Below are 22,153 nucleotides of genomic sequence, written 5' to 3' on the forward strand. Positions count from 1 at the left end.
ACGGGTGACACCCCGACGGCGCGGCCCTGACGAGAAGCGACATCACAGACCCCGGCGGTCCAGGGAAACCTGGGCCGCCGGGGTCTGTCGTGCGCGGGCGTCGCACCGCACGACGGCTCCTGCGCACCTGCGGCCGGGTGCCTTGGATCACCCCGGGCAACCGCACCGGGACGAGACGTGAGAAAACCCGCACCCCAGCCACGTTGCAAGCCCATCTCAGCGCCCAGGTGGCGAGCTCGGCGGGGTAGTCTGGGCCGGGCGCAGTTCCCCTGCGCTCCGCCTTGCTGCCCGCAAGGCCGAAACCCACCCCCGAGTCCACAGGAGATCGAGTGCTCAGCGCGTTCACTCAGGCGTTCAGAACGCCAGACCTCAGGGCGAAGCTGCTCTTCACCCTCGGCATCATGGCCCTGTTCCGGCTCGGGTCGATCCTGCCTGCGCCCGGCGTCAACCTGGCCAACGCCAAGTACTGCATCGGGGAGGCCGGCAAGGACCAGAACCTCCTCAGCCTGGTCAACGTCTTCTCCGGTGGTGCGCTGCTCCAGCTGAGCGTCTTCGCGCTAGGCATCATGCCCTACATCACCGCCTCCATCATCATCCAGCTCCTCCGGGTCGTCATCCCCCGCTTCGAGGAGCTCCACAAGGAGGGGCAGGCGGGCACCGCCAAACTCACCGAGTACACCCGCTACCTCACCATCGGCCTGGGGCTGCTGCAGTCCAGCACCATCGTGGCCACGGCCAAGAGCGGTCAGCTCTTCCAGGGGTGCGCCAGGGCCCAGCACATCATCGCCGGCGACTCGATCGTCACCCCGCTGCTCATCATCATCACCATGACCGCCGGCACCGGCCTCATCATGTGGCTGGGTGAGCTCATCACCGAGCGCGGCATCGGCAACGGCATGTCGCTGCTCATCTTCACCTCCATCGTGGCCCAGTTCCCCTCCAACATGTTCTCCATCGCCGGAGGCAACAACGGCGCGGCCAACTTCGCCATCATCGTGGCCGTCGTCCTCCTGGCGACCCTTGCGGTCGTGTACATCGAGCAGGCCCAGCGGCGCATCCCCGTGCAGTACGCCAAGCGGATGATCGGGCGGCGCCAGTACGGCGGCTCGACCACCTACATCCCGGTCAAGATCAACACCGCCGGCGTCATCCCCGTCATCTTCGCCTCCTCGATCCTGGCCATGCCCCAGCTCATCGCCGGCTTCGGCAACCAGACGAGCAAGTGGGTGCAGTGGATCCTGACGAACCTGCAGCAGACGAGCCCGATCTACCTGACCGCCTACGGCGTCCTCATCCTCTTCTTCGCCTTCTTCTACACGGCCATCACCTTCGACGCCGAGGAGATCGCGGACAACATGAAGCGCTACGGCGGCTTCATCCCCGGCATCCGCGCCGGTGAGCCCACCGTGCGCTACCTGTCCTACGTCATCAACCGCATCACGACGGCCGGCTCCATCTACCTGGTGGTCCTCGCCCTCATCCCGACGCTCGCCGTCATCTGGCTGGACCTGGCTCAGCACCTGCCCTTCGGTGGAACCACTATCCTCATCATGGTGGGTGTGGGCCTCCAGACCGTTAAGGAAGTCAACTCCCAGCTGCAGCAGCGTCACTACGAAGGGTTCTTGTCATGAGCGCACGCATGGTTCTTCTCGGTCCCCCCGGAGCGGGTAAGGGCACCCAGGCCGCCCGGATCGCCGAGCGCCTGAGCATCCCGGCCATCTCCACCGGAGACATCTTCCGCGCCAACGTCGCCGGCGCCACCGAGCTCGGCACCCAGGCCAAGGCCTACATGGACAAGGGCGAGTACGTCCCCGACTCCATCACCAACGCCATGGTGGCCGACCGCATCGCCCAGGCCGACTGCGAGAACGGATTCCTCCTGGACGGCTACCCGCGCACCACCGCGCAGGTCGGAGAGCTCGACTCCATGCTGAAGGTCTCGGGCCTGGCCCTCGATGTCGTCGTCGAGATCACCGCCGACGCCGAGGCCGTCGTCGCCCGCCTGCTCAAGCGGGCCGGCGAGCAGGGGCGCGCTGACGACACCGAGCCCGTCATCCGCCGCCGCCTCGAGGTCTACGCCGAGTCCACGGCGCCGCTGGCCGGGCTCTACGCTGAGCGCGACCTGCTGGTTCAGGTCGACGGCATGGGCGAGATCGACGTCGTCACCGGCCGCATCATGGAGGCCCTCGCCTCCCGCGGCATCACCGGCTCCTGAAGCCCACGCTCACCGGCGGGTCGTCTGCTCACGCGGACGACCCGCCTGCGCATGCTCCGGCGTCCCCGTCCCTGACGGGGGAGCCGGAACCGCCCCAGGCCCAGCCCGCTTCACACGACCCAGGAGGCACCCGTGCTCTCACGCGAACAGATCCAGATCAAGACGCCGGAGCAGGTCCGCCTCATGCGCCGGGCCGGGCTCGTCGTCGCCGACATCCACGCCGCCCTGCGCGAGGCGGTGCGCGCCGGCATCACCACCGCCGAGCTCGACGCCGTCTCGGCCGGGGTCATCAAGGCCGCCGGCGCCCACTCCAACTTCCTGGGCTACTACGACTACCCGGCCACCGTGTGCATCTCCGTTAACGACGAGGTTGTCCACGGCATCCCCGGTGAGCGGGTTCTGGCCGACGGCGACCTGGTCACCTTCGACTGCGGCGCCTATATCCTCGACGAGGACGGCACCCAGTGGCACGGCGACGCAGCCTTCACCACCGTCGTCGGCGGCAACTACCTGAGCGAGACGGACCGGCTCGTGGACACCACCACCCGCCAGGCCCTGTGGGAGGCCATCGCTGCCGTCGCCCGTGCCGCAGCGGGGGAGGGGCGCGGACGTCAGCTGTGCCTCAACGCGGTCGGCGACGCCGTCGAGACCGTTGTCGCGGACGTGGCCGAGCGGGAGGGGCACGAGCTGGGGATCCTCCAGGAGTACGTGGGCCACGGCATCGGCACGAGCATGCATATGGCCCCCGACGTCCTCAACTACTCCGTCAAACGGCGCGGCGCCCGCCTGCGCTCCGGCATGGTGCTGGCCATCGAGCCCATGCTCACCGCCGGCAGCCCGGCCACTCGCGAGCTCGACGACGGCTGGACCGTCGTCACCCGGGACGGCTCCCACGCCGCCCAGTGGGAGCACACCGTGGCCGTCGTTCCCGGAGGCGTGTGGGTCCTCACCGCGCCCGACGGCGGAGCCGAGGGCCTGGCCCCCTACGGCATCGAGCCCAAGGCGCTGGGCTGAGTCGCTGATGCGGGGACTGCTGCGGGGGTGCGTCCTCGACGACGCATGCGCCTACGGTGTGTCAGGAAACACCGCGTGATCGCGCCATCTGGCATGGTGGAGCCCGGGCCGTCTGCCGTAAAGTTATCCGCTGGACGCGCGTCCGTCGATGACGCATGCCCTCATACCGCATTCACGACCCTGGCAACGGGGACCCGCCTGCGGTGGGCCTGCGCAACGGCGACCGCGGCTGCCCGGCGGCGACGTCGTCGGGGTGAACTCGAGCGAGAAAGCACCGATGGAGGAACATGGCTAAGAAGGACGGAGTCATCGAGGTCGAGGGATCGGTCGTCGAGGCCCTTCCGAACGCGATGTTCCGGGTGGAGCTGAGCAACGGGCACGTCGTGCTCGCGCACATCTCCGGAAAGATGCGGCAGCACTACATCCGCATCCTCCCCGAGGACCGGGTGGTCGTGGAGCTGAGCCCCTACGACCTGTCCCGCGGCCGAATCGTCTACCGGTACAAGTGACATGTCGGCTCTCAGAGCCGGCGGAGGAACATCATGAAGGTCAAGCCGAGCGTCAAGAAGATCTGTGACAGCTGCAAGGTGATTCGTCGCCACGGCCGCGTCATGGTCATCTGCGAGAACCCGCGGCACAAGCAGCGTCAGGGCTGAGTCCCCGGCGCCGGGCCGCCCAGTCAGCTGGACGGCCCTTTCCAGCACCCATCCCAGCGCACCCGCACCGCGGGTCCGCAACCCCCGGTTCTCGGAGGCCGGGGCCACCAGGCGAGGTGGGGGAGATGGGTGACGACCTCCGGGAGCACACAGGAGAACCACACCGTGGCACGCATTTCCGGTGTCGACCTGCCTCGCGAGAAGCGAGTCGAGATCGCACTCACCTACATCTTCGGGATCGGACGCACCCGCGCGGACGAGACCCTGAAGGCGACGGGCGTCAACCCCGACACCCGCGTCAAGGACCTCACCGAGGAGGAGCTGGTCAAGCTCCGTACCCACATCGACGGCAACTACCAGGTTGAGGGTGACCTGCGTCGTGAGGTTCAGGCGGACATCCGCCGCAAGATCGAGATCGGCTGCTACCAGGGCCTGCGCCACCGCCGCCACCTGCCGGTGCACGGTCAGCGCACCAAGACCAACGCGCGTACCCGCAAGGGCCCCAAGCGCACCGTGGCCGGTAAGAAGAAGGCCAAGTAAGCAGCAGCTCGCGCCCCGCCCAGCGCAGGGCGCAGTGACGACCTCATCACGAAGAAGGAAGAATGCCTCCCAAGACCCGCGCCGCCGCGCGCAAGACGCGCCGCAAGGACCGCAAGAACGTTACCCACGGTCACGCCTACATCAAGTCCACCTTCAACAACACCATCGTCTCGCTGACGGACCCGCAGGGCGCCGTCATCGCCTGGTGCTCCTCCGGCCAGGTCGGCTTCAAGGGCTCGCGCAAGTCGACCCCCTACGCCGCCCAGCTCGCCGCCGAGGCCGCCGCCCGGCGCGCCCAGGAGCACGGCATGAAGAAGGTTGACGTCTTCGTCAAGGGTCCCGGCTCCGGCCGCGAGACCGCGATCCGCTCCCTCCAGGCCGCCGGCCTCGAGGTCGGCTCGATCACCGACGTCACCCCCCAGGCCTTCAACGGCTGCCGCCCGCCCAAGCGCCGTCGCGTCTGAGCTTTAAGGGGACGACGGCGCAGCCGGTTGCTGCGTCGTCGTCTCACCACGTTCCGCCCCCACGGCGGGACGCGGAGTAGGGCCGGCCCGGTCGGGCCGGCTGCTCCACCCATGAGGAACGGCGTCATATAGCGGGCGCCGCGACGAAAGGAAACCACGTGCTCATTGCACAGCGACCCACGCTCACCGAGGAGGTCGTGGTCGAGGACCGCCGCTCGCGCTTCGTGCTCGAGCCCCTCGAGCCCGGCTTCGGCTACACGCTCGGCAACTCCCTGCGCCGCACGCTGCTGTCCTCCATCCCGGGGGCGGCCGTGACCAGCGTTCGCATCGACGGGGTGCCCCACGAGTTCCGCACGATCCCCGGGGTCAAGGAGGATGTCGCCCAGATCATCCTCAACATCAAGGAGATCGTCCTGTCCTCGGAGAACGACGAGCCGGTCGTCATGTATCTGCGCAAGTCCGGTCCGAGCGAGGTCACCGCCGGTGACATCACCCCGCCGGCCGGCGTCGAGATCCACAACCCCGATCTGGTCATCGCCACTCTCAACGAGAAGGGCAAGCTGGAGATCGAGCTGACGGTCGAGCGCGGCCGCGGCTACGTCTCCGCCAACCAGAACAAGGACCCCAACGCGGAGATCTCCCGCATCCCGGTGGACTCGATCTACTCGCCGGTCAAGAAGGTCTCCTACTCCGTCGAGGCCACCCGTGTGGAGCAGCGCACCGACTTCGACCGTCTCATCGTCGACGTCGAGACCAAGTCCTCCATCACCCCGCGTGACGCCCTGGCCTCCGCCGGTAAGACGCTCGTGGAGCTCTTCGGCCTGGCCCGTGAGCTCAACGTCGAGGCCGAGGGTATCGAGGTCGGCCCCTCGCCGATCGACGAGGCCTTCCAGCAGGACCTGGCCCTCATGATCGACGAGCTCGACCTGCAGGCCCGCTCCTCCAACGCCCTCAAGCGCGAGGGCATCCACACCGTCGGCGAGCTCGTCTCGCGCAGCGAGGCCGACCTGCTCGACATCCGTAACTTCGGCGCCAAGTCCATCTCCGAGATCAAGGACAAGCTGGCCGAGCTGGGGCTCTCCCTCAAGGGCTCCCCGGTCGACTACGTCTCGGACGACGACTACGCCAACCCCACGTTCAGCGACGAGACCCAGGCCTGAGCCGGCTCGTTATTTACCTAGGAGACAACCATGCCTCGCCCCACTAAGGGTCCCCGTCTGGGCGGCAGCGCCCAGCACGAGCGTCACCTGCTCGCCAACCTGGCCACGCAGCTCATCGTTCACGAGTCGATCAAGACCACGGAGGCTCGCGCTCGTCGCCTGCGTCCCTACGTCGAGAAGCTCATCACCAAGGGCAAGCGCGGTGACCTGCACGCCCGCCGCACCGTGCTGAAGAAGGTGACGGACAAGTACGCCGTCTACCGCCTCTTCGAGGAGCTCGCTCCCAAGTTCGAGGGCCGCGAGGGCGGTTACACCCGCATCATCAAGACGACCCCCCGCAAGGGCGACAACGCCCCCATGGCGGTCATCTCCCTGGTGCTGGAGCCGGTTGCCCGCAAGGAGATCGTGGAGGACGCGGTCGCCACCGCCAAGAAGGCCGCCCAGAAGGCCGTCGCCGACGAGGACAAGGCCGAGAAGAAGGCTACGACCGAGAAGGCTGAGAAGGCTGACAAGGCTGACAAGGCCGAGTACGCCGGCGCGGTCCGCCTCGAGGAGGGCGCCACCGACGCTCCTGACGACGACCACCTGGTCAAGGGCAACGAGGACTCCATGAAGTACCACGTTCCCGGCTCGCGCTGGTACGACGCCACGGTCGCCGAGGTCTGGTTCGCCAGCGCCGAGGACGCCGAGGCCGCGGGCTTCGCCCCCGCCGGCGGCGCCGCTGCCCAGAAGGTCGAGAAGTGAGCCAGAGCTGACGCTCTGAGCGAGAACTCCGGGAGGGCCGGTCACCTGATGGTGACCGGCCCTCCCTGTGTGTGTCGGAAGATGGTGGCCGATGGCATCGGTACTGGCCGGGGCCCGCCACGCACCAGAGGAGAAAGCGGCCTGCTCGTGTTGACTCCCCGCAGTAGTACACGATGACCACCAGGTATCCCGCGATAGGGCGGGGCTGATGAGGCAGGCGGGAAGATCAGGGCAGGCCGGTAGATCGGGACCGTGTGCGTCGGACATCGCGATCGGGGACGTTCTTCTTCGACGAGAACTGCGATGTCCTCCAGATCACTGGGGACGGGCCCCAGTCGTGTGGGGGAAAAGTACGTTCTGGGCGCAGATCGCAGTTCCCGATCCGCCCGGCTTCGAGTCCACCACGTGCGCCAGCGCCGCCGGGCCGGCGCCGCCCCTCAGAATCCCCTGATGGAGTCCTCCAAGGCCTTCTCCTCTGTCATGGCCTCGCTCTCCTGGCGGATGCGGGCGGCGTCGGCCTCCCTGCCCGCCCACTCAAGGACTGACGCATAGGTCCCCAGCGCGCCGGCTAGCCCTTGGCCGAAGTCCTCTGGGCGCCTGCGGGCCAGGCTCCGGTAGGCGGCGACCGCCTCCCGTGCGGTCTCCAGGGCCTCGCCTCGGTGACCGGCCTCGGCCAGGCGCTTGGTGAGTCGGTGCAGGCACGGTGCCAGCGCCGGGGCGTGCGTCGCTGGGTCGCGCACTGCCAGCTCCCGACGGATCTCCGCCGTCTCTCGGATCGCGGCGAGCGCGGCAGAGCGGTCCCCGACGTCACCCAGGCACGTGGCCAGGTTGTGCAGGCATGCCGCCAGGTCCGGCTTGTAGGCGGTCGGATCGATCTGGGCCAGGCTCCGGTAGAAGGTGACCGCCTCCTGCACCGCAGCCAGGGCCTCGTGCGCACGCCCGGCCCGGCTGAGGTTCAAGGTGAGGATGTTGAGCGCCCGAGCCAGGTCGGCGGTATGAGGGGCAGGGTTGGTACGGACCAGCTGCCGGTAGATGTCGATGGCCTCCCAGGCCATCGCGAAGGACTCCTGCAGCTGCCCGGCCGTGTACAGGTAGACGGCGAGGACGTACAGGGACTCAGCCAGGGCTGGGGTCTCAGTGCTGGGGCGGCTGTGCTCCAGGGCGCGTCGAATGCTGACCGCCTCCCGCGCCGAAGCCAGAGCGAGGTTCAGGCTGCCGCCGTCACGTAGGCAGGCGGCCTGGACCGTGAGGGCGCCGGCCAGGTCAGGCAGGTGGCTGTCGGGGGCGCTGTGGGCCAGAGCACGAGCGAGGTGAACTGCCTCCTCGCCCGCGGCGAGTGCTTCGCGGTGCCGACCTACGTCACTCAGGCGCCGAGCCAGTATCGCCAGAGTGTGGGCGGCCTTCGGCGAGTAGAGCGTCGGCGTGCGGCGGGCCAGTCCCCGGTAGAGTGCAGCGGCCTCCTCGGCCGCCTCCAGGGCCTTGGTTCGACGCCCGACGGCGGCCCTACAGGCGGCCAGCACCTCCAGGGCACCGGCAAGATCGCCGGTGCAGGAACCGATCTCCTCCTCATCGAGGCGGCGGTAGAGACCCACGGCCTCCTGGGCCAGCTCGAGGGCCTCATCGACATATCCCACCGTGCGCAGTCTGGGAGCCAGACGGGCCAGGTCCGCCGCGAGTCGGCGCGTGTGCACATCCGGATCAGCCCGGACCAGACGCCGTCGGACGGTGAGGGCCTGCTGGGCGGTGACGAAGGCGGCGCTGGGCCGACCGGACTCACTCAGGCAGCAGGCGAGTGTGACCAGTGCCTGAGCCAACCCGGTCTCGTCGTCGAAGGGATCATCCCGGCGCAGGCCCCGGTAGAGGTCCACGGACTCCTGAGCGCTGGCCAGGGCGTCACGCAGCTCGCCGGAAGCGCTCAGGTCGACGGCGAGACGGCACAGAGCCTGCGCCAGGCCGGAGGCGTGGGCGTCGTAGTCGTATCGGGTCAGGCGCCGTCGGATCCGGACCGTCTCCTGCGAGGCCGCAACTCCCTCACGCATGCGGCGGGCCTCGCGCAGACGGTCCGCCATGACGGACAGCCCCTCGGCGAGATCTGGCAGGTACGTGCCTGAATCGAGCCGGGCCAGGTCCCGGAGAACCTGGCAGGCCTCCCGTGCGGCATCCAGTGCCTCTCCCCGACGGCCCGACTCTGCCAAGCGCTCACTGAGCTCCAGCAGCCGACCGGCGCGAGCAGCCCCCTCAGGGGCGGCGCAGGGGGAGAGCAACACGTCTGACAAGCCTCAGGAACAGGGGGGAAGATGGTGAGCTCACGCTAAACGGTGCCTGAGCGCCGCCGCGATGGGGAGACATCACCAAAGGCGCGCCCGGCCAGGGGCTCCTTTAGAATCGGCGCAGTGCTGGCAGCAGGCCGGCAGGTGGCCGGCGGCGGCCGGCAGGACAGGCACGGTGACGACACGGAAGGGAGTCGGTGTGGACACGCTGTTCAGCCTGAACCACGTGGGGGTCCAGGTCGTCGCGATGCTCGCCACCTTCGTCCTGTGCCTGACGCTGGGCGCCGAGCGCCACCTGCGCCACAAGGACGCCGGCGTCAAGACGCACGTCCTGGTGGGACTGGGCTCGTGCCTGTTCACCCTGGTGTCCGCCTACGGCTTCGCCCCGATCACCGGCTCGGATGTCGCGGTGGACCCCAGCCGTGTGGCCGCGCAGATCGTCTCCGGTATCGGCTTCCTGGGTGCCGGGGTCATCTTCGTCAACAACGACACCGTCCGGGGTCTGACCACCGCCGCGACCGTCTGGCTCAGTGCCGCCATCGGCATGGCCTGCGGGGCGGGCATGATCCCCCTGGCGGCCACGGCGGTCGCGCTGGACTACATCGTCGTCCTGTTCCTGGGCCCTCTCACCTCGCGCCTGCAGCGCCGCCGCGGCGAGGTGACCGTGCGCATCGACTACGAGATCGGCAGCGCCGTCATGCCCGAGATCCTCCAGGTCGCCACCGCATCGGGCTTCACCGCCACCTTGGAGGAGACCGAGGTGACCCGCGGCGAGCACGGGCGCACCATGAACGCCGTCATGCGCTTCCACGGGCAGCGCCCCGCCGTCAACCTCATCGAGGCACTCTCCGGACTCGACGGCGTCGACGGCGTCGAGTGCCTCGAGGGAGGCCGGCTCGACTGAGCCCGCCGGGTTGGAGCGGCCGGGTGCCTCGACGCGGCCCACCGCACCACGCCGAGCAGATCTCGGATGAGCTGAACCCGCTCCAGGGAAGGGCTGCGGCGGTGTCCGGAATACGGAGTAACGGGAATTAGGGGCGGGCCATGTCCCAGCAGCGGGCGCCCCCGGTCATGCCGGCCTCGTTGGGGACCACGACGACGTCGTCGCCGATCTTGGCGAGCTGGGCCGCCGTGATCCGCCGCGAGTTGCCGCCGCCCAGGTAGAGGCGGTCCCACAGGTACATGGGGCGCAGGGCGTCGACGACGCGGCGCACTCGGCGCGACCAGTGCGCGTCGCCCAGGCGCAGGCGCTCGTGCTCGCCGATGTAGTCGTCGTACGTCAGTCCCCAGCGCACCGGCCCCTGGGAGACCTCCACGTGCGGGGCCAGGACCCCGTTGTCGAAAACGGCGTTGCCCAGGCCCGTGCCCAGGGTCACGATCATCTCCAGGCCGTGGCCCGTGACGACACCGGCCCCGGCGACCTCGGCGTCGTTGAGGACCAGGGAGGGGATTCCCAGGGCCCTGGAGACGGCGGTGCCCATGTCGAAGCGGCCCCAGGCCTCCACCAGGTCGGGCAGCACCCTGGAGCGCGGGCCGTCCTTGGTGATGTAGTGCGGCGTGGCGACGACGACCCCGTGGCGGATCATGCCCGGCATCCCCACTGTCACCCGGTCCGCGCCCGGCAGCTGGGAGGCCAGCGAGGCGATGGTCTCCACCAGCTTCTCCGGCGGCAGCGGGTAGGGGGTCGGGGTGCGCACGGCGCGGGAGATGATGTTGCCCTCGCAGTCCAGCACCGAGGCCTTGATGCCGCCGCCTCCGCAGTCCACGGACAGAGTCGTTGTGCTCACGGCCGCGAGCCTAGTGGAAGCGCGAAGCCGGTGCGGTTTCAATGTGGGCATGCCACGCATCCGCCTCGACCTGGCCTACGACGGCACCTTCTTCTCCGGGTGGGCCGCCCAGCCCGGGCTGCGCACCGTCGAGGGGGTCCTCACCTCCGCCCTGGCCACCGTGCTGCGTGAGCCCGTCCGCCTCACCGTGGCCGGACGCACCGACGCCGGCGTCCACGCCGCCGCCCAGGTGGCCCACCTCGACGTGAGCCCCGAGGCCTGGGCCGCACTGCCCGGACGCTCCGAGCGCCTCCCCGAGACCGCCCTGCTCACCCGGGTGGCGGGCGTCCTGGCCCGTGAGGCCCAGGAGAGCCTGGCGCGCACGCCGCGCGGGGCCGGCGACGTCGTCATCACCGGGGCGCGCACCGTGCCGGAGGCCTTCGACGCCCGCTTCGGCGCCCTGAGCCGCCGCTACACCTACCGGATCGCCGACGCCGCCGCCCCGCGCGACCCCGCCCGGCGCGCCACCGTCCTATGGCTGCCCGATGTGCTCGACGTCGAGGCCATGGACGCCTCTGCCCGCGCCCTGCTCGGCGAGCACGACTTCCTGTCCTACTGCAAGCCCCGCGAGGGTGCCACGACCATCCGCACCCTGCGCACCCTGCAGTGGCGCCGGGCCGAGGCCGGGCCGGACTCGGGGCCGGACGCCGGGCTCGTGACCCTGAGTGTCATCGCCGACGCCTTCTGCCACTCCATGGTCCGCTCCCTGGTGGGGGCGGGCCTGGCCGTCGGGCAGGGACGCAAGCCGGTCACCTGGCCGCGCGAGCTCCTGGACGCCCGCACACGGCAGGGCGCCGCCCCCGTCGCCCCGCCGCACGGGCTGACCCTGGAGGAGGTCACCTACCCGGCCGATGATGAGCTCGCCGCCCAGGCCGAGCGCGCCCGCACCACCCGGCGTCTGAGCTGCTGATCGGCGGTCAGGGGCTCGCCTGGCCGCGTGGTGCGATTCACGGAACTGGGAAGCCGCACCTTTTGACCCTTCCGCGGGGCGCCCGGTACTGTTGGCAATCGTCGTGCAGCACACGTGTGCGTGTCCGCGGTGCCGTCCCACTCGCCCCGGATCGCCTGTGCTCCGACCACTCACCTGACCATGGTGGTCTCGCCGAACCGCGAACGCTTCACCGCGCTTCGGCGTGCCCACTCGCCAAGAGAAACGAAGGCAACGCCCGTGCGCACGTACACACCGAAGCCCGGCGACGTCGAGAAGAACTGGTACGTCATCGACGCCACCGACGTCGTCCTGGGTCGACTCGCGGCCCAGGCCGCCACCCTGCTCCGTGGGAAGCACAAGCCCCAGTTCGCCCCCAACGAGGACTGTGGCGACTACGTCGTCATCATCAATGCCGACAAGGTGGCTCTCACCAACGGCAAGGCTGACAAGAAGTTCGCCTACCGCCACTCCGGCCACCCGGGTGGCCTGACCGCCGTCTCCTACCGCGAGCTGCTGGCCACCCGCCCTGAGCGCGCCGTCGAGAAGGCCATCAAGGGCATGGTTCCCCACACCAAGCTCGGTCGCGCCCAGCTCAAGAAGCTCAAGGTCTACGCAGGTGCCGAGCACCCGCACGCCTCCCAGAGCCCGAAGACGTTCGAAATCACCCAGGTCGCCCAGTAAGCGCTCCAGCGCTCGGCACCCCGCGACAAGCAAAGGACATATCGTGGCTGAGACCACTGTCGACATTGACGCGCTGGACGAGGAGAACGCCCCCTCCAGCTACACCACCGAGACCGAGGAGTCCGCTCCGGGTCGCGGCCAGTCCATCACCGCCCCCGGCTCCGGCCTGGGTCGCCGCAAGGAGGCCGTCGCTCGCGTGCGCCTCGTTCCCGGCACCGGCCAGTGGACGCTCAACGGCCGCTCCCTGGAGGACTACTTCCCCAACAAGCTGCACCAGCAGCTCGTGCGCGCCCCCTTCACCATCCTGGACCTCGAGGGCCGCTTCGACGTCGTCGCCCGCATCAACGGCGGTGGCGTCTCCGGCCAGGCCGGCGCCCTGCGCCTGGGCATCGCCCGCGCGCTCAACGAGATCGACCGTGAGGCCAACCGCGCCACCCTGAAGAAGGCCGGTTTCCTCACTCGCGACTCGCGCATCGTGGAGCGCAAGAAGGCCGGTCTGCACAAGGCCCGCCGCGCCCCTCAGTACTCCAAGCGCTGATCGGGTCAGGTCCTGGCCGAGCCGGCCGGGCCTTCCCTCCGCTTACCTACGACGGCGGTCGTCCCCTTCCTGGGGCGGCCGTCGTCGTCATGTGTCAGGGGTGGTGGGGAGCCTCCCGGGCGGCGGCGCCAAAGCCGATATGCGGCCGACAGACGTCCGAGGCGCGGCGGTGAGGGGCGCGATCTCGGGCGCGAGCCGCCGGGCCGGGGTTGGCGCAGGACATCAGACCTTGTGCGCTGGCCGAAGGTTGGGCCCCGATGTTCGGCGCCCCGTGGCAGGATGGTGCTGTTTCGTCACCCTTCAGGAGGATTTCCATGGCTCGTCTCTTCGGAACCGACGGCGTACGCGGCCTGGCCAACGACCTGCTCACGCCCACCCTGGCCGTACAGCTCGGTGAGGCCGCGGCCCGCGTTCTGACCAAGGACACGTCCGCCGCACGGAGCTCACGCAGCGGCCGCCCCCGCGCGATCGTGGGCCGCGACACCCGCGCCTCCGGAGAGTTCCTCGACCACGCCATCAGCGCGGGCCTGGCCTCCTCCGGCATCGACGTCACCCGCGTGGGCGTCCTACCCACCCCGGCGATCGCCCACCTGACGGCCACCCAGGACATCGAGCTGGGCGTCATGATCTCCGCCTCCCACAACCCCTTCCCGGACAACGGCATCAAGTTCATCGCCCGTGGCGGCTACAAGCTCGCCGACGCCGTCGAGGACGAGATCGAGGCCATCCTGGGCAAGGTCAACGACCGCCCCACCGGCGCCGACGTCGGCCGCGTCATCAAGGGGGAGACCGTCGCGGATCAGAACTACATCAACCACCTCGTCGACTCCGTCGCCACTGACCTGTCCGGTCTGCGCATCGTCGTCGACGCCTCCAACGGCGCCGCCTCCGTCGTCGGCCCGGCCGCGCTGCGGGCCGCCGGCGCCGAGGTCATCGTCATCAACGCCTCCCCGGACGGCCTCAACATCAACGACAACTGCGGCTCCACCCACCCCGAGCAGCTGCAGAACTACGTCACGGCGGTCGGGGCGGACATGGGGGTGGCCTACGACGGCGACGCCGACCGCTGCCTGGCCGTGGACGCCGACGGCCAGCTCGTCGACGGTGACCAGATCATGGGCATGCTCGCCATCGGCATGAAGGCCGACGGCACTCTCGGCTCCGACACGCTCGTCGTGACCGTCATGAGCAACCTCGGCCTCATCCTGGCCATGCGTGAGCACGGCATCCGCACCGTCCAGACCGGCGTGGGCGACCGCTACGTGCTCGAGCGGATGCTCCAGGGTGGCTACACCCTGGGCGGCGAGCAGTCCGGGCACGTCATCGACACCGTCCACGCCACCACCGGTGACGGCGTGCTCACCTCCCTGCACGTGGCCGCGCGCGTCAAGCGCACCGGCAAGACGCTGGCCGAGCTCGCCAGCGTCGTCACCCGCCTGCCCCAGACCCTCATCAACGTCAAGAATGTCGACAAGGGCGCCGCCAGCACCAACAAGGCCGTGCAGGACGCCGTGGCCTCCGCGGAGAAGGACCTGGGCGAGACCGGCCGGGTCCTGCTGCGCCCCTCGGGCACCGAGCCGCTCGTGCGCGTCATGGTCGAGGCCGCCACCCAGGAGGAGGCCGACCGCGTCGCCCGCTCCCTGGCCGACACCGTCAAGAACAACCTCAGCCTGTGAGCTGACGGCGGTTTCCTCCCCTGCCTTCAAAAGGCATCATGCCCGATCTATGTGCCCCGCCCAGAACCTATGGGCGGGGCACAGGCCATTGAAGGTTCTGGGACTGCAGGTGCACGGCGTGGCCGTGTAGTGGGTGACGTCTATGCCTCAGCCCCAATGTTATTGCCGATCTACTTCTGATATAACCGTTGGGATACAGCGTCTAACAAATCGAGCGGAGCGAGCATGGACCTGCCCGACGGCGGATACCGTCCTCCGCCGATCCACGTATGTGAGGACGAGACCTACCCAATCGATGTCGGCCCGATCTCCGGGCCAGGGCGCCACCGGATAGTCATACGGTTGAGGACCTACAGGGGGCGCGTGGTCGACTATGCGCTCCAGCATGAGTGGCGATCCAGCCTGGATGACGGCTGGCAGCCCGTGTTTCGGATCGACACGCGTCATGGTTGCATCCACTCTCACCAGTACCATCGGGACCGCGACCGTGAAACCCGTCCCATCCAAGTACTGGGGAGGAACGACCATGCCATACTGGGGGCGTCTTACGACGAGTCATACAAGCAGGTAATCGACTGGATGGAACAGCACTTCAGGAGCTGGCAGAGATGAGTGACACCAAGACGACGCGGCGTGATGCGGCGCGCGCTGTGGGGCTCTTCCTCGGTACGACTCAGGGGCGGGAGCTGTTCAGGCGCAACCACTACCTCAATGAGACCAGGATCCTTGCGGTCCCTGAGTCCGAGCCCATCGACTCCGTGATCGCCGATCACCTCGACCACGGTGGCGACACGATAGTCGCCGTGTTCTTCCCCGATCGCCAGGGCAGCAAGCGCTTCGGCTTTTTCAGGTGGGAGATGCCTTCAAAGCGGGCCCCCGAAGGCTGGTGTGCTGCCGAAGGGGTGACGCTTGGGACCGGACCTCAGGGCCACGCATCGTCCATCGGTGCTGTCATGAATACGATGAAGGCTCAACGTTTTGCTCTTTCTGACGATGGTCCTCACGATGACGTCCCGGATGTGTCTGCCCTGCTCAAGCGCATGTCGTCTCAAGCCTTCGCTGCTTCCTAGCGCCTGAGTCTCACCTGAGGTTCTTGGGGCCGGCGTACCGTCATGACGGTGGCCGGCCCCGCGGCTTTCCTCGACCGCTGAACGCTACCTTGGGGTGATGGGTGAGAATGGACCCGTGACCTCCCCGTACCGCCTGGCTCTCCTGACGGAGCCGCCGACCTGGCAAGGCCGGCCCCTGAGCGGAAGGAGCCTTGACCTGCTCGCCGTGCTCGCCGGCAGCCAGGACGCCAGGGTGAGCGACGGCGCCCTCATTGAGGCCCTGTGGCCCGACGACGCCCCGGCCCGGCCGCTGCGGGCCCTGCACGTCGTCGTCTCCCGGCTGCGTGCCGTCGTGGGGGAGGGCGTCGTCGAGCGCAGCGGCGACGGCTACCGACTGGAGCTGGCGGAGGCGGAGGCTGATGTCCGGGACCTGTCGGATCGGGCGGAGCGCGCCCGAGCCTGCGCCGCCGCCGGCCAGTGGGAGCAGGTCCTCGATCTCACCGACCGACTGCCCCAGGTACCCGTTCCCGACGAGGCCGATGACAATGGTGGAGCCGGAGCCGCCCCTATGGCCCTCTTGCGAGAGCGGGCTGCAGCCCTGACCGAGGGGGCCCGCCGCGACCGGGGGCTCGCCCTGGAGGCCACCGGTGAGCACGAGCGGGCCGTGGACCTGCTGCGTGAGGCCTCCCAGCGCGACGGCGGCGACGAGACCGTCCTGGCCGCCCTCATGCGCGCCGAGTCCTGGGCGCGCTCACCGGCTGCGGCCCTGGAGATCTACGAGCACTACCGCCGTCGACTGCGTGAGCTGGGAGCCGTGCCCGGTCCGGCCACACGCGCCGCCCACGAGGCGGTCCTGGCCGCCGAGAGCCCTGTGCGCCACGGCCTGCAGCCCGAGCCCGAGCACTTCCTGGGGCGCGAGGCGGACGTGACCGGTGTTCTCAAGGCCCTGAGCACCCACCGTCTGGTGACGCTCACCGGCCCCGGCGGGGTCGGCAAGACCACCCTGGCCCAGGTGGTGGCGGCCCGCAGCCGCCGCCCCGCCGTCTACGTCGTCGCCCTCGCCGAGGTGTCACCCGGAGCCGATCTGGCCAGGGTCGTGCTCGACGCGATCGGAGGCTCCGCAGTCGTCAACGGTGACCTGCACCGCGATCTGGCCGCCGCCCTCTCCCAGCCCGGAACCGTCCTGGTGCTGGACAACTGCGAGCACCTGGCCGGCGAGGCGGCCGACCTCATCGGGCCGCTCCTGGTCGCCTGTCCCGACCTGCGCGTCCTGGCGACCTCGCGCCGCCCCCTCGACCTGGCCGCGGAGCATGTCCACCGCCTCGAGGCCCTCAATGCCACCTCCTCCGCCGAGCTCTTCCGCGCCCGCGCTCTGGCCGCTCGCCCCGGCCAGGTCATCGACGATGACGACTTAGGCGAGCTCCTGAGCCGGTTGGAGGGCATCCCCTTGGCCATTGAGCTGGCCGCCGCGCGCACCCGCAGCCTGTCGGTCGGCCAGATCGCCGAGCGACTGCCCGGCAGACCCGATCTGCTCACCGCCGCCCGTGACGCCCCCGCCCGTCAGCGCACCCTGACAGCGGTCATCGACTGGTCCTGGAACCTGCTCGACGCCGCCGAACGCCGAGCCCTGGCCCGGCTGGCCCTGCTCGCCGACGGCTTCACCCTCCTGCCCGCGGAGGCGCTCATCGGCGCGCAGGCCGCCGACCTCCTCGACGCCCTGGTCTCCCACTCCCTGCTCGTGGTGCGCGACCACGGCCTGCCCCGCTTCCACATGCTCGTCACCGTCCGCGACTTCGCTCTGGCGCAGCTGTCCGCCTCCGGTGACGAGGCCGAGGCCCGCGCGGCTCTGCGCCAGTGGGCGGTGGACCTGTGCTCCCAGATCCGTTTTCCCGTGGACGCCGGCGACTTCGGCGACGCCCGTCACCCTGAGGCGCGCCGCCACGACCGCCTCTTCCGGCAGGTCGCCCACGATGAGGCCGTCATCCTTCAACAGCTCGACCGACTCCTGGCACAGGCCGACGCCCACGGCACGGATCACCTGCCGGCGGAGCTGCGCGACGCCATCTGCCTCATCGGTGCCGCCCTCATGCGCCTGTGGAGCGTCACCTGGAGCTATGAGCGCATCGCCGACTACGGTGCGCGCCTCATTGCTTCCGCTGTCCAACCCGCCCAGGACTCATGCGGCAATGAGGCAGGCCTGAGCGTCCTGGCCCTGTGCGTCACCCTCTTCGGGCTCCTGAGCCACGTGCCCGTACAGGTCCGCTCCCTGCTGCCGGCCTCCTTCGACAGTGAGGGACCGTTCAGCCGGGTCAGGCGCTTCCTGCGTGCGGGCGACGAGCAGTGGCCCGAGCTGACCGGCGACGCCGACCCCTGGGTCGCCTGGGCGGCGACCCGCTGCCTGGCCGCCCAGCAGGAGGACGACGGCGATCCTCAGGCCTCCCTGGAGACCATCGAGGCCCTCCTGGGGCGGCTCCGCGGTCATGACCTGGCCGGCATTCACCTGCTCGAGCTGCACCTCCACCGGCTGCAGGTGCTCATGTCTCTGGGGCGTTACAGCCAGGTCGTCGAGGCCTGCTCGCGCGCCCAGGTGCTCCTGGAGCGGGTCCTGCCCAGCTGGGGCGAGTTCTTCCGCACGACACTGCACATGGAGGGGGCCTACTGCGCGGTGTACCTCGATCCGCGCCCCGAGACGGCGGGCAGGCTGCTGGAGAGCCTGGAACCGGTCGACCTGCCGGGAACCATGCGCTTCATCGCCCGCTCCGTGCGCGGCGAGCTGGAGCTCACCCGCGGGAACGTGCGCACCGCCGCCCTCATCCAGCGCGTGAGCCTGCGCTACGCCGGGAACTGGCGCTCCATCCTGGGATCGGGCTCCCAGTGGGAGCTCTACATCCTGAGCATGTGCCTGGTCACCGACGTCGAGCTCAGCCCCGACGACGCCGTCGAGCTTGATGCCCGAGCCGTCCGTGCCCGAGCCACCTCCCTGCTGCGCGAGATCCTCTCCGATCCGGCTCCACTGCAGCGTGACATTCCCACGCTCATGGCTTTCGCGGCGGCCGTCGGCCTGTCCGCCGTGGCTGCTGAGGACGCGGGCTCCGACCGGCGGGCAGTAGGGGCCGAGCTGGTCGCCACCGCCCTGGCGGTGGGCACCAACCAGACCTGCCGCCTGCTCTCCCACGACTACCTGCGCAGCCGCACTGAGCGGCTGGACGCCCGGGCGCTGGCGCAGGCTGAGGAGAGGATCCGGTCCCTGGACCGCGGCGGGCTCGTGGCTCACGCCGCCGACCTCGCCGGCCGTCTGGCGGGCGAGGTCGGCTGAGTCCCTGAGGTGCGGCTCAGGCGTTGCGCCGCTGGTAGCGCACGACCGTCAGGGGAGCCATGATGGCCAGGATCAGCAGCGAGCCGATGATCGCGGCCCGCACGTCCCCGGCCGAGCCCGCTGTTCCGTCCAGCAGGTACCGGCCGCCGTCGACGATGTGCGAGACCGGGTTGTGGCGCACGAAGGCCTTGAGCCAGCCCGGTAGCGTCGAGGTGGGCACCATGGCGTTGGACAGGAAGGTCAGCGGGAACAGGACGATCACCGTGAAGGAGGTCACCGCCTGGGCCGAGGAGAACACCGTCCCCAGGAAGAGGAAGATCCAGGCGATGGCCCAGGCGCAGCCCGCCGCCAGGGCGATGGCGCCAATCGTCCCCGACCAGCCGTTGGCAGGCCGGTAGCCCAGGATGTAGCCGGTGAGTACGGTCAGTGAGGTGCAGATGAGGTAGCGCAGCACGTCGGAGACCATGGGCCCCAGGACCGGCGCGATACGGGACATCGGCATGGTGCGGAAGCGGTCGAAGACGCCCTTGTCCATGTCCTCGCGCAGGTCCACGCCCACGCTCTGGCTCGTGGTCAAGGCATTCATGATGATGAGACCCGGGACGATCGTGGGCAGGTAGGCCTTGACGTCGCCGGCGATGGCGCCGCCGAAGAGCTCGCCGAACAGGACGGTGAACATGACCGGCTGGATGAGGATGTCGTAGAACTCCCCGGGGTTGCGCACCATGGTGATGAGTGAGCGCCAGGCCATGGCCAGGGTGTCAGGGACGAGCCGGGCCTCGCTGAAACGCCAGACGCCGGGGGAGAGGGAGGTACTGGTCGGTGCGGTCGCGGTGGCGGGGACGGTCATGACTGCTCCTGAGAGTCTGCGGGACGGGAGGACGAGGAAGCGGGTGATGGCGCTGACGGTGCGGCGGCATCGGGTGAGGCCGCGTCATCGTGCTTCGTGGGTTGCCCGGTCAGGGCCATGAAGACCGAGTCCATGCTGGGGCGGTCCACCGAGACGGTTCTGGGGGACAGGCCGGCGTCGCGCAGGGCCACGAGCACCTCGGTGGCCACCGACGCCTCGCTCAGCGGCGCCTGCAGGTGGGTGCCCTGGTCGACGGTCGCCGGGGCGTGACCGGTCACCCGCTCGATGACGGCAGCGGTAGCGGCCTGGTCCTCGGGGGTCGCCGGCGTCAGCACCAGAGAGCTGCTGCCCACCCGGTCCTTGAGCTCATCGGGGGTGCCCTCGGCGATGAGAGATCCGGCATCGATGATGCCGACCCGGTGAGCCAGGCGGTCGGCCTCCTCCAGGTACTGAGTGGTCAGCAGGATCGTCGAGCCGCCCTCCACCAGGGAACGGATGACGTCCCACATCTGCTCACGCGTACGCGGGTCCAGACCAGTGGTGGGCTCGTCGAGGAAGATGAGCGGGGGACGGGAGATGAGTGAGACCGCCAGGTCCAGTCGCCGCCGCATCCCACCGGAGTATCCGCTCACCCGCTTGCCGCCTGCCTCGGTCAGGCTGAAGGCGGCCAGCAGCTCCTCGGCCCGCTCCCGCGCCCGACGCCGGCCAAGGCCCAGCAGGCGCCCGAAGAGGCGCAGGTTCTCCGAGCCGGTGAGCGTCTCATCGACGCTGGCGTACTGTCCCGTCACCCCGATGAGGCCGCGCACCGCGTGGCGCTCGCGGACGACGTCGTGCCCCAGGACCATCGCCCGGCCCCGGGTGGGGGCCAGCAGGGTGGTCATCATGCGCAGCGCCGTCGACTTGCCGGCACCGTTGGGGCCGAGCAGGCCGTAGACGATGCCGGTGGGGATCTCCAGGTCCAGGCGGTCGACGGCGGTGAAGGAGCCGAAGGTGCGGGTCAGGCCATCGGTCCTGATGGCCGGTGTCTCGCCCGGTGAGAGCGATTCGTTTGCTGTTCGTGTTGCCATGCCGCCAAGGCTGGACCCCAGCGGTTTCACCGCGGCTTCACTGCGACGCCACTCGGTTTCACGCCGTTTCGTTCCGTTCACGGACCATGCCAGGTAGGTGCTGATCGTGACGGGTGGCCTTGTCTTGGGCCGCCTCGTAGCTTCTGTAGAAGATGGGCGCAGAGACTCCGTTGGCCCGGCCCTGCTCGTAGACGGTCCGGCACACGAACAACAGGTCAGCGGTGTTGCCATGCAGTGTCATGATCCGTCGGGTGAGGAGATTCCTGGCGAACATCCGCTTCATGAGGGGTGCGGACACGGCGGTCGGCAGCCGATAGACGAGCATCTCGCTGCGATAGCGCCTCAGATCAACGCCGCGCGAGGCCACGATCCTTGATGCTTCCCGGATCGCCTTGACCACCCGGGCGAGCATCCTGGTAGAGCCCATGAGCTGCTCGGCGGCGCGCGTCGTGTCCTCGACGTCGCCGTACATTGCTGCCACGGCACCGACACCGGCGTTGATCGCCATATGCAGCCAGATCCACTCGAGCATGTCATGGGGGTGCTCGAGGCTGATGCCGCAGGAGCCGAACAGCGCCTCCACCCCCTCGTAGCCCGGGAAACGGGCTTTGTCGTGCCGCTCCAGCATGACGTGGTCGAAGACGCAGCAGGTGAGCCGTTCTCCCGTGATGCTCCCGCCCGCCACCGGGTACCCCAGGAGGACATCGCGGCCGGCCATCAAACGGTCGAGCTCCTTGCGTTCTCCCCAGAACCCGCAGAACAGAAGCACAGGTCCCTCGATCCCACCCGTACGGAGGGCGGCCATTGCCTCGGCGATCCTGCCCTGCGGCACCGAGACCACGATGAGGTCGTAGCTCGTGTGTCCCCGGTGGTGAACGGTGTACTGGTCCTGGGACAGCGAGCCTTTCGGGTCACGCCTGCCATCGAGGATCTCGACCTCGAGCGAGCTGACTGAGGCCCTCGTACTGCTTTGTCGCACCAGGTGCTCGACGTGGTGACCGGCCTTCTGAAAAAGGTATCCGTAGGTTGTCCCGATGACTCCGAGGCCGACGACGAGGATGCTCATCGGAGCCGTGCATGTCTCCTGTGCTGTCATGACCTTGAGTCTGCTGCCCTCCGGTTTCAGACCGCCTTCACGGTGGCTTCAGGGACGGGC

General features: G+C 69.3%; 21 protein-coding genes. 16 read left to right on the forward strand and 5 right to left on the reverse strand.

Going from position 1 to position 22,153, the window contains the following annotated elements:
- The first annotated feature begins 329 nt into the window (after positions 1–329).
- From secY to rplQ, 9 genes are all read left to right on the forward strand, one after another.
- Entirely contained in the window at positions 330–1,631 is a 1,302-nt protein-coding gene (secY, locus tag HMPREF3165_RS06320) for a preprotein translocase subunit SecY (protein WP_070511607.1), read from the forward strand.
- The gene (locus HMPREF3165_RS06325) at positions 1,628–2,215 is read left to right on the forward strand and encodes an adenylate kinase (protein WP_176747011.1); all 588 of its coding nucleotides are present in this window, start codon (positions 1,628–1,630) and stop codon (positions 2,213–2,215) included. The genes secY and HMPREF3165_RS06325 overlap by 4 nt, the downstream gene beginning before the upstream one ends.
- A gap of 132 nt (positions 2,216–2,347) precedes the next feature.
- Positions 2,348–3,229: a type I methionyl aminopeptidase gene (gene map / locus HMPREF3165_RS06330; RefSeq protein ID WP_003789320.1), complete on the forward strand. Its 882-nt coding sequence runs from the start codon at positions 2,348–2,350 to the stop codon at positions 3,227–3,229.
- A 287-nt stretch (positions 3,230–3,516) separates the two neighbouring features.
- Positions 3,517–3,738 (forward strand): translation initiation factor IF-1, encoded by a 222-nt coding sequence (infA, locus tag HMPREF3165_RS06335; RefSeq protein ID WP_003781847.1) that lies wholly within the window; start codon positions 3,517–3,519, stop codon positions 3,736–3,738.
- 33 nt (positions 3,739–3,771) lie between these two features.
- A complete protein-coding gene (gene rpmJ / locus HMPREF3165_RS06340; RefSeq protein ID WP_003781903.1) occupies positions 3,772–3,885 on the forward strand; it encodes a 50S ribosomal protein L36 in 114 nt (37 codons plus the stop codon).
- Positions 3,886–4,050: 165 nt separating this feature from the next.
- Entirely contained in the window at positions 4,051–4,425 is a 375-nt protein-coding gene (gene rpsM, locus HMPREF3165_RS06345) for a 30S ribosomal protein S13 (RefSeq protein WP_010614542.1), read from the forward strand.
- A 62-nt stretch (positions 4,426–4,487) separates the two neighbouring features.
- Positions 4,488–4,889, forward strand: a complete 402-nt coding sequence (gene rpsK, locus HMPREF3165_RS06350) for a 30S ribosomal protein S11 (protein WP_003781888.1) — start codon at positions 4,488–4,490, stop codon at positions 4,887–4,889.
- Positions 4,890–5,047: 158 nt separating this feature from the next.
- Positions 5,048–6,049, forward strand: coding sequence for a DNA-directed RNA polymerase subunit alpha (locus tag HMPREF3165_RS06355; RefSeq protein WP_003789324.1), 1,002 nt, complete (start codon positions 5,048–5,050; stop codon positions 6,047–6,049).
- 30 nt (positions 6,050–6,079) lie between these two features.
- Positions 6,080–6,793 (forward strand): 50S ribosomal protein L17, sunset domain variant, encoded by a 714-nt coding sequence (gene rplQ, locus HMPREF3165_RS06360; protein ID WP_070511610.1) that lies wholly within the window; start codon positions 6,080–6,082, stop codon positions 6,791–6,793.
- A gap of 437 nt (positions 6,794–7,230) precedes the next feature.
- Here rplQ and HMPREF3165_RS06365 read toward each other — a convergent pair whose 3' ends face one another.
- Complete coding sequence (locus HMPREF3165_RS06365) at positions 7,231–9,060, reverse strand: tetratricopeptide repeat protein (RefSeq protein ID WP_070511613.1); 1,830 nt, start codon at positions 9,058–9,060, stop codon at positions 7,231–7,233.
- 178 nt (positions 9,061–9,238) lie between these two features.
- Between HMPREF3165_RS06365 and HMPREF3165_RS06370 the strand changes: the two genes are divergently transcribed.
- A complete protein-coding gene (locus HMPREF3165_RS06370) occupies positions 9,239–9,967 on the forward strand; it encodes an MgtC/SapB family protein (protein ID WP_003789333.1) in 729 nt (242 codons plus the stop codon).
- Between the two features lie 127 nt (positions 9,968–10,094).
- On the opposite strand, the gene HMPREF3165_RS06375 is transcribed toward HMPREF3165_RS06370, so the two are convergent.
- On the reverse strand, positions 10,095–10,850 hold the full coding sequence (locus HMPREF3165_RS06375; protein ID WP_101559485.1) for an ROK family protein: 756 nt from the start codon (positions 10,848–10,850) through the stop codon (positions 10,095–10,097).
- A 49-nt stretch (positions 10,851–10,899) separates the two neighbouring features.
- Here HMPREF3165_RS06375 and truA point away from each other — a divergent pair, with 49 nt between their 5' ends.
- The 6 genes from truA to HMPREF3165_RS06410 all read left to right on the forward strand — a co-directional run bounded on the left by truA (position 10,900) and on the right by HMPREF3165_RS06410 (position 19,080).
- Positions 10,900–11,799, forward strand: a complete 900-nt coding sequence (truA, locus tag HMPREF3165_RS06380) for a tRNA pseudouridine(38-40) synthase TruA (protein WP_070511615.1) — start codon at positions 10,900–10,902, stop codon at positions 11,797–11,799.
- A gap of 258 nt (positions 11,800–12,057) precedes the next feature.
- Positions 12,058–12,501, forward strand: coding sequence for a 50S ribosomal protein L13 (gene rplM, locus HMPREF3165_RS06385; protein WP_003789346.1), 444 nt, complete (start codon positions 12,058–12,060; stop codon positions 12,499–12,501).
- 43 nt (positions 12,502–12,544) lie between these two features.
- Positions 12,545–13,039: a 30S ribosomal protein S9 gene (gene rpsI, locus HMPREF3165_RS06390; protein WP_003789348.1), complete on the forward strand. Its 495-nt coding sequence runs from the start codon at positions 12,545–12,547 to the stop codon at positions 13,037–13,039.
- A gap of 314 nt (positions 13,040–13,353) precedes the next feature.
- Positions 13,354–14,715, forward strand: a complete 1,362-nt coding sequence (gene glmM, locus HMPREF3165_RS06395) for a phosphoglucosamine mutase (protein ID WP_070511616.1) — start codon at positions 13,354–13,356, stop codon at positions 14,713–14,715.
- Between the two features lie 608 nt (positions 14,716–15,323).
- Complete coding sequence (locus HMPREF3165_RS06405) at positions 15,324–15,785, forward strand: hypothetical protein (protein ID WP_070511624.1); 462 nt, start codon at positions 15,324–15,326, stop codon at positions 15,783–15,785.
- A 97-nt stretch (positions 15,786–15,882) separates the two neighbouring features.
- The gene (locus HMPREF3165_RS06410; protein ID WP_070511625.1) at positions 15,883–19,080 is read left to right on the forward strand and encodes an AfsR/SARP family transcriptional regulator; all 3,198 of its coding nucleotides are present in this window, start codon (positions 15,883–15,885) and stop codon (positions 19,078–19,080) included.
- A gap of 16 nt (positions 19,081–19,096) precedes the next feature.
- Here HMPREF3165_RS06410 and HMPREF3165_RS06415 read toward each other — a convergent pair whose 3' ends face one another.
- From HMPREF3165_RS06415 to HMPREF3165_RS06425, 3 genes are read right to left on the reverse strand one after another with little or no spacing between them, the layout of a single operon-like run.
- On the reverse strand, positions 19,097–19,930 hold the full coding sequence (locus HMPREF3165_RS06415) for an ABC transporter permease (protein ID WP_070511626.1): 834 nt from the start codon (positions 19,928–19,930) through the stop codon (positions 19,097–19,099).
- A complete protein-coding gene (locus HMPREF3165_RS06420; RefSeq protein WP_070511661.1) occupies positions 19,927–20,997 on the reverse strand; it encodes an ATP-binding cassette domain-containing protein in 1,071 nt (356 codons plus the stop codon). Before HMPREF3165_RS06420 ends, HMPREF3165_RS06415 begins: the two co-directional genes overlap by 4 nt.
- 58 nt (positions 20,998–21,055) lie before the next feature.
- On the reverse strand, positions 21,056–22,063 hold the full coding sequence (locus HMPREF3165_RS06425; RefSeq protein WP_070511627.1) for a ketopantoate reductase family protein: 1,008 nt from the start codon (positions 22,061–22,063) through the stop codon (positions 21,056–21,058).
- Positions 22,064–22,153: the final 90 nt, after the last annotated feature.

The sequence above is a fragment of the Actinomyces sp. HMSC08A09 genome, assembly GCF_001807465.1.
Classification (GTDB): domain Bacteria; phylum Actinomycetota; class Actinomycetes; order Actinomycetales; family Actinomycetaceae; genus Actinomyces; species Actinomyces oris.

Bases quoted from the DNA above. Each gene is read 5' to 3' on its own strand.
- rpsK (WP_003781888.1), top strand. From the start codon at position 4,488: ATGCCTCCCAAGACCCGCGCCGCCGCGCGCAAGACGCGCCGCAAGGAC.
- HMPREF3165_RS06325 (WP_176747011.1), top strand. From the start codon at position 1,628: ATGAGCGCACGCATGGTTCTTCTCGGTCCCCCCGGAGCGGGTAAGGGC.
- HMPREF3165_RS06410 (WP_070511625.1), top strand. From the start codon at position 15,883: ATGGGTGAGAATGGACCCGTGACCTCCCCGTACCGCCTGGCTCTCCTG.
- HMPREF3165_RS06405 (WP_070511624.1), top strand. From the start codon at position 15,324: ATGAGTGACACCAAGACGACGCGGCGTGATGCGGCGCGCGCTGTGGGG.
- HMPREF3165_RS06415 (WP_070511626.1), bottom strand. From the start codon at position 19,930: ATGACCGTCCCCGCCACCGCGACCGCACCGACCAGTACCTCCCTCTCC.
- HMPREF3165_RS06420 (WP_070511661.1), bottom strand. From the start codon at position 20,997: ATGGCAACACGAACAGCAAACGAATCGCTCTCACCGGGCGAGACACCG.
- rplQ (WP_070511610.1), top strand. From the start codon at position 6,080: ATGCCTCGCCCCACTAAGGGTCCCCGTCTGGGCGGCAGCGCCCAGCAC.
- glmM (WP_070511616.1), top strand. From the start codon at position 13,354: ATGGCTCGTCTCTTCGGAACCGACGGCGTACGCGGCCTGGCCAACGAC.
- HMPREF3165_RS06425 (WP_070511627.1), bottom strand. From the start codon at position 22,063: ATGAGCATCCTCGTCGTCGGCCTCGGAGTCATCGGGACAACCTACGGA.
- truA (WP_070511615.1), top strand. From the start codon at position 10,900: ATGCCACGCATCCGCCTCGACCTGGCCTACGACGGCACCTTCTTCTCC.
- infA (WP_003781847.1), top strand. From the start codon at position 3,517: ATGGCTAAGAAGGACGGAGTCATCGAGGTCGAGGGATCGGTCGTCGAG.
- rpmJ (WP_003781903.1), top strand. From the start codon at position 3,772: ATGAAGGTCAAGCCGAGCGTCAAGAAGATCTGTGACAGCTGCAAGGTG.